The sequence below is a fragment of the Burkholderia sp. AW49-1 genome, assembly GCF_053427845.1.
Map to the genome: position 1 here is coordinate 77,560 of NZ_JBSAXF010000023.1, position 8,323 is coordinate 85,882.

Annotated in this window: 7 protein-coding genes; 4 read left to right on the forward strand and 3 right to left on the reverse strand. The window is 59.2% G+C overall.

The window, feature by feature from the left end:
* Positions 1–117: 117 nt before the first annotated feature.
* Genes ACV22W_RS26460 through ACV22W_RS26470 form a run of 3 tightly spaced genes read right to left on the reverse strand, consistent with a single transcriptional unit; the run spans position 118 to position 6,087 of the window.
* Positions 118–2,718, reverse strand: coding sequence for a T6SS effector BTH_I2691 family protein (locus tag ACV22W_RS26460; protein ID WP_448022491.1), 2,601 nt, complete (start codon positions 2,716–2,718; stop codon positions 118–120).
* A complete protein-coding gene (locus ACV22W_RS26465; RefSeq protein WP_448022492.1) occupies positions 2,715–3,611 on the reverse strand; it encodes a DUF4123 domain-containing protein in 897 nt (298 codons plus the stop codon). Before ACV22W_RS26465 ends, ACV22W_RS26460 begins: the two co-directional genes overlap by 4 nt.
* Before the next feature lie 4 nt (positions 3,612–3,615).
* Positions 3,616–6,087 (reverse strand): type VI secretion system Vgr family protein, encoded by a 2,472-nt coding sequence (locus tag ACV22W_RS26470; protein WP_448022493.1) that lies wholly within the window; start codon positions 6,085–6,087, stop codon positions 3,616–3,618.
* Between the two features lie 695 nt (positions 6,088–6,782).
* On the opposite strand from ACV22W_RS26470, the gene ACV22W_RS26475 reads away from it, so the two are divergent.
* The 4 genes from ACV22W_RS26475 to ACV22W_RS26490 all read left to right on the forward strand — a co-directional run bounded on the left by ACV22W_RS26475 (position 6,783) and on the right by ACV22W_RS26490 (position 8,294).
* Positions 6,783–6,974, forward strand: coding sequence for a helix-turn-helix transcriptional regulator (locus ACV22W_RS26475; protein WP_058039768.1), 192 nt, complete (start codon positions 6,783–6,785; stop codon positions 6,972–6,974).
* A complete protein-coding gene (locus ACV22W_RS26480; RefSeq protein WP_448022494.1) occupies positions 6,971–7,495 on the forward strand; it encodes a hypothetical protein in 525 nt (174 codons plus the stop codon). The genes ACV22W_RS26475 and ACV22W_RS26480 overlap by 4 nt, the downstream gene beginning before the upstream one ends.
* Before the next feature lie 327 nt (positions 7,496–7,822).
* Entirely contained in the window at positions 7,823–7,999 is a 177-nt protein-coding gene (locus tag ACV22W_RS26485; RefSeq protein WP_448022495.1) for a hypothetical protein, read from the forward strand.
* Positions 7,992–8,294 (forward strand): hypothetical protein, encoded by a 303-nt coding sequence (locus tag ACV22W_RS26490; protein WP_448022496.1) that lies wholly within the window; start codon positions 7,992–7,994, stop codon positions 8,292–8,294. Before ACV22W_RS26485 ends, ACV22W_RS26490 begins: the two co-directional genes overlap by 8 nt.
* The last annotated feature ends 29 nt before the right edge of the window (positions 8,295–8,323 follow it).

Consider the following 8,323-nt stretch of genomic DNA (forward strand, 5'->3'; position numbering starts at 1 on the left):
TAGTCCCCGAGTCTTGAATTTCTGGGCTAATTGGTTGATCAATTGAAAGTCTATGCATGAGGTCCCATTCTGGGATGGGCATCCCTACACATTTCTTCATCAAGCGCTCGTCCAAAATTACCCCCCAACCGCAGAGTTGAACGCCTTCAGTTCGTCTTCCAGCGTGCGGTAGTGTTCACCCGTGCTGAACCTGCATCGCTTGACCCAATCGCTTAGCTCGGATGATTTCAACATCGCAATTCCAATACTTATAGCGATACCTACAAGAAACACTAACCAGAAAGCGGGAACCGATCCCCACAGCGCGAAAAATGCAACATACATACCCAAGGATCCGTTCAAAAGATAAAGAGCAGCCAATGGGTATTCTTGGTTGTTCCGAGCCTCGGGGAAGTTCTTTGTTAGGTCGCCGTAGGCGAGTAATGCCCCCGCAAACGAACCCGCAAAGCGGCCCAAGCCAACGCCAATCTTGGCGTACCTGCCGGCACCCGCCCAGTGCTCCAGCAGGTACGCGGACAGTGGGTGCGGTTCCTTAGCCGCAACCTTGACAGTGCTCGAAATCGTTTCGACCACGTTGCCAGCGATGGCCGCGACACAGCACCAGAACTTCTTCTTGTTCTCCTCGTTACTAAACTGATCGCTGCTCGCCCAATCTTTGGCGGCAAAAGCAAAGGTCGCCATCTGGATAATCGCAGTCGCAACGCCAAGATTGAAGTCGGCCGGCGCTGACGAGCCCATCCATCGCTTCAGCGTCGTCGCGCCGGGAATCTTGACCTCCTGGATGAGGCCTTCTTCAAGCCTACCTGTTCGTTGGAGTTCATCGACATCCATTTGAAGCGCAATGACCTTGGAATCCGGCGCATTCGCCGCATTCAGGGTCTTATGCGCGAGTACACCGGCCGCGCGCCGCTGCTGATTCTTGCTGCCCTCCAGGTCGACGCCCAGTTCCTCTGCTTGTTTGAGCATCCATTTCGCGAGCTGGTTTGTGCTGATCGTCTTCGGGTTGATTGAGACTCCAGCCTGGAGGTGCAAACGAATCATCATGAGCCTCTTGGCGGCTGACTCGCCGGCCTGGGCGAGAGTGGCAACGATGACATTGCCAACGGTCAACATCAAGCGATCTCGCAACGGAACCTGGCCATGTTTGTCTTCGAATTTTAGGAACGACCCTTTGTAGATGTTCATGAAGCTCTCGTACTGGATGTCGGAGCCGTGGAGCTTCGGTCCTGCTGCGTTCATCAGATTATCCTGACTGAACAATAACCCGCGTGCTATCAGGTTCCTAGTGTTCGCAAGGTCTGCCTGCGACAACCAGTCGTTCACAACTTTCATGCACGCCTCTGTGCCCACGCTTGAGCCGATCGCCTGCGAGCAGGATTCACTGTAAGCAAAGCCACTGCGGATGTCTTGCCTGTCGGTAATACCCGTCAACCAGTCGGAAAGCAGTTTGCTGCTCAACCAATCCGCATGAGCTTGTGCGAGCTTTTGCCATGTCGGGTGAAACGCGTCGAGCGCCTTTTTGTACTCGTCGGGGAAACGCTTGAGTGCATCCAGATCTAGCGCGGGAACTCGCTTACCATGCTCGTCGAGCTTGGTGCTGGCATCGACCCAAGCATCGTCCGCAGCCTCTTTTTTCGTTGTCGGCATATCGTTGACTTTCCGACTCCAATCGTCCATTGCCTTCTTTGTGCTGCCGGGCTTGAACAGACTGAGAATCATGTTGAATCCACCCGCATAATCCGGTACGCCCCTCGCGCCTACTGGCGGAGGAGATTTGCTATAAAGATCGGCATTTGCTCGCGCGGCGGCGGCGGAAGATCCGTATTTCAATTCAGCCATCTCACTCCCGCGTGCGCGAATCCCTTCCTTTGCCCGCTCTAACAATTGGGCAGTAGTGGCTTTCCAATACATCTTTTCGTCGAAGCCGTTATTCAGGCTCGGCACCGTCAGTTCGCTCAGATCGTTCGCGATGCCGACAGGATCGTTGACCGCCAGAATGAACCCTTTCTGGTTCGGCGTCGCACGCATCGCATCGATGATTCGGGGCGGCAGCTTCCGCTTCCCCTGAGTAATTTCGCTTTTCGGATCCCGGTTGCTGTATCCGAACGCCTCTTTCATCGCCTGCTCGTTCATCGAAAAGTGCGCGATCTGTGTGTAGGCCGCTTCGAAGCTCGCCGCGTCATCGGCGGTACCCGCCAATACTTGCGCTACCTCAACGCATTGCATGTGCTGTTTGCGCCAACTTGCGTCGTGGATCTTGTTAAAAACAAGATCCTTGGTCCACCGTACATTGGACCAGCCTATCCAGAAATTCATGCCCGCCGGGTTGTCGCAGCCGGGCGTATACTCGATGTCGACGCAGCGGCCAAGCGTTTCGAAAGACAAATCACCGGCATTTGCACATCCTTGAGTCATCAGATTCTCAGCATCGGCCGGCGGTGGTGTCGAGCCTGGCGGGAAGCTCCACATAATCCCGTCTTCCAGTACCGTGTAAGCACGCAGTCGCCGACGCCTTTCGTCATAGGTGTACAGATAGCCCGGTCGCAGTGCCCTGAGAGAATATTTGGCCGTCGCGACCGACTGGGGTGCACGACTGTCGATCTTGAAGTGACCAGACAATCCCGGGGCCTTAGCTGCGCCGCGCGGACATGCGACTGCGTACCGAACGGGGTAGAACAGCAACGACTTGCGATCACATAATGGACAGGTGGCGGTCATGATTCGGTCCTCTGCGCCTTTGACAAGCGGGATGATTGTTCGAGTTGTCGGAGTTCGTCGGAGGTAAAGAGCGACACAATCTCGGGCCACGTTATACGGCCATCGATCATTTCGGTTCTCGCCTGAACGAGTGTTGGATGCTGCTCAAATGCGGAGCCGTATTTCACGCAATGCCAAGCGTAGTCCGCTAGATCGTCCGCCTGCGTAAGCCCAAACTGTGCGGCATCGCCGAATAATCTATCGAGCGTGGCCGGTAGCGATGCAACCTCCTGAATTGGCACATCGGATAATCGATCGACCACCTGGGTAGCGACATCGCTGCGGTTGATGCGCGGCCATTGATCGTTGCGAGGCCACGCAGGCACGTGCCCTTCGAGCAGATCGGTCGCGACTCCTCGCCCCGAGATACTCCACTGGTGCCCTGCCCAGATAAATTGCCATGACTGGATCGGCCCCAACAACGCTTGTCGCTGCGCCGGATCGAAGGTTGCTAGAGTCAACGCCAGTACACGAGGATCGTAGAAACGCCAGAACACTGGTTTGCCATCCACACCGGGACCAACAAGGTAACGGGCGATATGCTCGACGAGCGATTCACCATCGAGATCGCTATCGAGCCACGCGCAAACGACGGGCGGATGGTCTCTGACGGTTTCTGCATCCCAGGCTTCGGTAACGATAGTCTGAGCTGCTTCATCAAGAGCGGCCACGTCAACGAGCCTTGGCATCAATTCCTCACGATGCGCGAGTACGCGGGGCGTGCAAGGACGCATATCAAGCGCAGCCAGTGCCGGCGCGTGGGCAAGCGTCGCCGGCTCGATCAGTAGGAAGCCGCGCGTCAGGGGTCCCGAAGGCTCGGAAACGGCCTGCATTGGCAAAAGGATTGTCGTCATCGCGTTACGTCAGTGAGATTGACGCATTACCAGCCTGCGCGGCACCGTCAGCCAATTGTGAGCACAAATCCGATCCAGGGAATTGCGCCGGCATGCTCTGCGGGCCCACCGTATCGTGGCTACCCGCATGAATCTTGTTCTCGCCGGGCGTATAGCCGACAATGCCTTTCGCGCTGACTTCAAGCTGGCTGTTGCCGGCGGTCAAGCGAATGCCCTGCTTGGCTGTGATGTTGATCCAGTCCGTCGTGCTGATGATCGACAAGACCTTCTTCGCCAGCAGCTCCAGCTCGTCGTTTTCCGCATGCACCTGCACTTTGCCGCTCGCCGCGATCAGCTTTATTCCCATTTTGTGCACGAACAACGAGAACTTGTCGGAGACGCTGGCGAAGAGCGATTTTCCCGTCGCGACCGACACGCTGTCGCCGGCCGTGACGGCCACGTGCTGGCCGCCAGTGACATGCGCCGTCGCGGGCGTCGTGACGGCGATGCCGGCCGCGCCGGCCAACAGCAGATGGGCTTCATTGAGTTCAGGGAAGTCGCCCTCGTCACTGCTGCCCGTCGCACCCGCTCCCTGGATACCATCCACCTGCGATTTCAGCGCGTCGGCGATCATTGTCTGGTCCGCCCCGTTGTCCTGCGCCTGATAGTGCTGGGCGAGCTTGCCAAGTTGCCCGTGTAACGTTTGCGCTTTGGTCAGGCGTGATGCCGGCTCTCCGATATCCGAGAGATGCCCCTGTGCGGCGGGACGCACCTCCGTGCTGATCACCATGCCCTTGCCGGTGCGGATCGCGCCGACCTCATCCGTACGCAGCTCGAAGCCCTCGCCGCGGGCATCCTTGCGCCCCTGCCAATCCTCGATTCGCTTGATCTTGCCGAGCGAGAGTTGGCTCGCCGCATGGTCGGACCGAAGTTGCACCTGAATGGCATTCGCCGTATCGTCGAAAATTAGATGATTGCTGCGACCGGACGAAGCGTTGCCGTCCGCACCGGTCAGCTCCCGGCTGCGAATGCCCATCAGCGCATTCTCGTCCGGCAGCTTCCACGACGGGATGTTGCGCGCGTTCATCACGCGGCCCGTAATGATCGGGTGGTCCGGATTGCCGTCGAGCCATTGCACGATGACTTCGGAACCGATGCGGGGCAGTGCCGCCACCCCTTGGCCGCCACCGGCCCAGCTGCTTGCGACCCGCACCCACGTCGAATACTTGCCTTCGCGATCCCAATGGAATTGAACCAGCACGCGGCCGTGCTCGTCGGTGTGAATGCTCGTGCCGGACTGGCCGACGACGGTCGCCGTCTGCGGCGCGAGAATCTTCGTGTCGACGCTATTGAAGCCGCGCCCGGGCCGCCACGGGGTCGCCTTGGGTACACACGTGAACTCATTGCGGTATTCCGCCAGCACCCCCGTGTCCTGCAAATAATTGTTGGTCGCCACATGCCGAACCGCGATGATCAGGTATTCGTCGTCGCTCTGATCGCGGCTCAGCGCTGAGCCATAACGGTCCGTCAACCGGAACCAGCGACCCGGCTGCACGAAGCGATTGTTGCCCTTCGCATCGAAGCGTTTGATCGTCGCTTCGATTTCCTCCATCCGGCGGTTCGCGACCTGATAGCCGTGCTCCATGTTCCGATAGCCATACGCGCCGGCGTACTCATTCCATTCAAGCTTCGGCAGCGCGGCTTCGGGGTTCAACAGGCTCGTTTGGACGTGGGTTGGTGTCGGGCTCTTGAAGTCGAAACGTGACAGCTCCGCATGCGTCGACGTGGTCTGCTGGAACGGGGACCAGCTCAGAATGCTGTCCGATTCCTCCGCGCCCATGCCATTGTGAAAGCGGATTTCGTGAACCTTGCCGTCGATCGCGGGCGCGGACCGCGTCGGATCGGAGACGGTCAGCTTGTGCGACGTGGCCGTGTGCTCGTACCAGTACAGATAGCCAGCGTGTTCCCAGCGCCGATGAAGGTAATTGTGGTCGTCTTCGTCGAACTGGCAGGCCATCGTCATTCGCGGATCGTCTTCGCCGACCTGCCACGCCCATTCGGGTAACACACCGTAGTCCTGAAAGACCGTCGCGGTCTGGTCGTGAAGGTTCTGATCGAGGAACAGGCGATTGTGCTGGCTGTACTTCAGGTAGCGCAGCCACGGGCCGACATGCGCCTCATAGAACACCCAGCCGCCGTCCGTGCGAACGTGCCGGAACGCGAAGATATGGCCGTTGAAATAGCGGTGGCTGCCGTCGCCACGCGCCAAGCTAGCCGTCACGCGCTTGCCAATGAAATCGTTCGGCGCGAGGTGATCGTTGTCCGACAGGATTTCGATCTTGTACGCGAAATCCTTTGATAGCGCTTCAATCGCCTCGAATGCGTTCGGCAGCAGGATTCTGTAAGGCGAGTTATCGTCCGGAAAGCTGATTTGCACTTGCCGGTTGTGCTGCGGCCCCAGCGCAAGGTCTCTCAGGGCTTGTGCCGTGTTCTGCATTGTTCTTATCCGTTGATCCGGGCGCGGAGTGCCGACGGGCCGCCCGTGCGCCCTTGAATGCACCGGCAAAGTGGGGCTGACAATGCGCATGCCCGTCCCGACGTGCCGCAATAAGCTCAGACGTATACCACAAAGGCCCGAGAAGGCCCACGGGGAGAATTGTCAGGGATGTTGAAAATGACTGGCAGCGGCTGAGTGATGCCACACGGCACCTCAACGAACTTTACGGGACACACATCAACTTGATCCGGGTAGCGACCGGTCAATCGTACCGAAAGAGTGCTTTTAGGGGCGCACCCCTTTCGATATAATTACGCCCTTGTCGGCACTCAGACGAACGCCTGTGGCCCTTACAGGCTATACGTTTGGGGTAAAAAGCGCGGGAAGCTTGGTTCAAGCAGACTGCGCCAAGCTGACAGAAGAGGTGCCGGGAGCGTGCTACCAACACAACCCCCGGCGATTTTTTTGGCTTGGGAGCCTGTTCCGTGGAGGGAACACCACGGCTATCACATCTTTGTGGAAGATAGTGAAGCACTGTAGTCGATGCGAACAATAAGGGGGCAGGCGCGCCGCGTCAAGTCCTTGCGCGCGCCATGCGTGGATTTTCATCGCCTACTATTTTTCGATAGCGCTGTGATTTTATACAGTGCTGTCGCCGTTCACTCTTTCGGAGCAGGCCATTTTCTAGGTGGAAAATGGTTTTCAAACTGCTTCGTCTTGTCGGCGTGCTCGATACCGTCGGCGTCAAGAAAACAACGCTGTATCGCTGGATTCGCGAAGGCAAGTTTCCAGCGCCGGTCCAGTTGGGTGCCAGGAGCGTCGGCTGGCGCGCCACAGACGTCCAGCAATGGGTCGAATCCCGTCAGTCCACGCGGGGGCAGGCATGAGCGCGCATGCCCCGCTGATCAGTCGCGGCGGCCCGTATGGTCGCGCGATGGGCGCGGCCGTCACGGCCCGCGACGCCGCATTCGTGCGTTGCCGCGATGCCCGACTCCGCAAGCTCGCCGGAATCCTTGATGACATCGAGGGGCGCTTTTGGAATCGTGGCGACGACGCCGGCAAGCTCGTCGCGATCGCCGTGATGCTCGCTTCGACGCTCACGCTCGAAGCCCCGCGCCTGACGACAAAGCAACTTGGCACCGCCTGCGAGAAGTTCGTCCAGGCGATCGCCGCTGCTGAACAGGATTCGGCGAACTATCGTCGTCGACAGTATCGACAGCTGCGGAAAGCCTATCGTGCGCTTTACAACGACATCGATGCGCAGTGCACGGACGGGACGCGCCGTTTGCAAGTTAGCGCCCTGCTGCGAGGCGTCGCGCTCGGCCAATCACTGGCGCAGGGCAGCTCGCGACTGGATATCGAACAGCTCAAGCTGGCGACCGCCGTGCTCAAGGGGGAGGCCGCCTGATGCTCCCCCAAAGTCACTTTGCACTAGGCAATACGCGATGCTGGGCGTCGCGATTTGCGTCGCCCAGCATCGCGCGGTATCCTGTGCGCGTCGCTGAGACAACAGTGACCCGGTTTGGCGACCGGAGATGCTCCAAGGCGGACAACCGCCTTCGCGCGGTTTTTTTACGTCCGTACACCTTGCGCCTTCTATGGTCGGGCCTTGGTGGGGGTGCGTTCGCGCACGCCGGTTCCCTTGGACGCCGGTTCGCCAACCCTGCCTTGTGCCCGGCCACCCCATTTGGCGATGGGGCCGGGTTCGTCAACCCGTCCAAGGAGGTCGCATTCAATGCGCCAGTCCACGCACGCCCATACCGGGCAGCAATCCCACCTCATTCAATCCATCGTCCGCGCAGCACTGCGCGACGCGGCAATCGCCAACACGTATCAGGACGCGCTCGATGCAACCGGCCCAGCACTGAGCGCGATCGCCGCGCTCGTCCGTGCGGAGGTGCGTCATGGCTGAGCTGCGCTGCAAGATTGGCGATCTGGCGATCGTCACGAAATGCGATGCACGTTCACGCATCGGCATGCTGGTCGAGGTGGCATCGGCTCGTCCGACGCCCGACCACGATTGGCGCGTGCGGATCTTGCGCGGCCCCGTCACGGGGCGCAGCGTCTACAGCCGGAGGTTCGGCGAATTCACGCATGCAGCCGTCCACGATTGGAACCTCACCCCGATTCGCGGCGAAGCGGAGCTGGACTGCACGATCGACGTCGGGCAACTCCTCGCGTCGATTCTGGAGGTGCGCCATGTCTGAATTCCGCCTGCCGAACGAAGCCGCGATGG

Bases quoted from the DNA above. Each gene is read 5' to 3' on its own strand.
- ACV22W_RS26460 (WP_448022491.1), bottom strand. From the start codon at position 2,718: ATGACCGCCACCTGTCCATTATGTGATCGCAAGTCGTTGCTGTTCTAC.
- ACV22W_RS26465 (WP_448022492.1), bottom strand. From the start codon at position 3,611: ATGACGACAATCCTTTTGCCAATGCAGGCCGTTTCCGAGCCTTCGGGA.
- ACV22W_RS26470 (WP_448022493.1), bottom strand. From the start codon at position 6,087: ATGCAGAACACGGCACAAGCCCTGAGAGACCTTGCGCTGGGGCCGCAG.
- ACV22W_RS26475 (WP_058039768.1), top strand. From the start codon at position 6,783: ATGGTTTTCAAACTGCTTCGTCTTGTCGGCGTGCTCGATACCGTCGGC.
- ACV22W_RS26480 (WP_448022494.1), top strand. From the start codon at position 6,971: ATGAGCGCGCATGCCCCGCTGATCAGTCGCGGCGGCCCGTATGGTCGC.
- ACV22W_RS26485 (WP_448022495.1), top strand. From the start codon at position 7,823: ATGCGCCAGTCCACGCACGCCCATACCGGGCAGCAATCCCACCTCATT.
- ACV22W_RS26490 (WP_448022496.1), top strand. From the start codon at position 7,992: ATGGCTGAGCTGCGCTGCAAGATTGGCGATCTGGCGATCGTCACGAAA.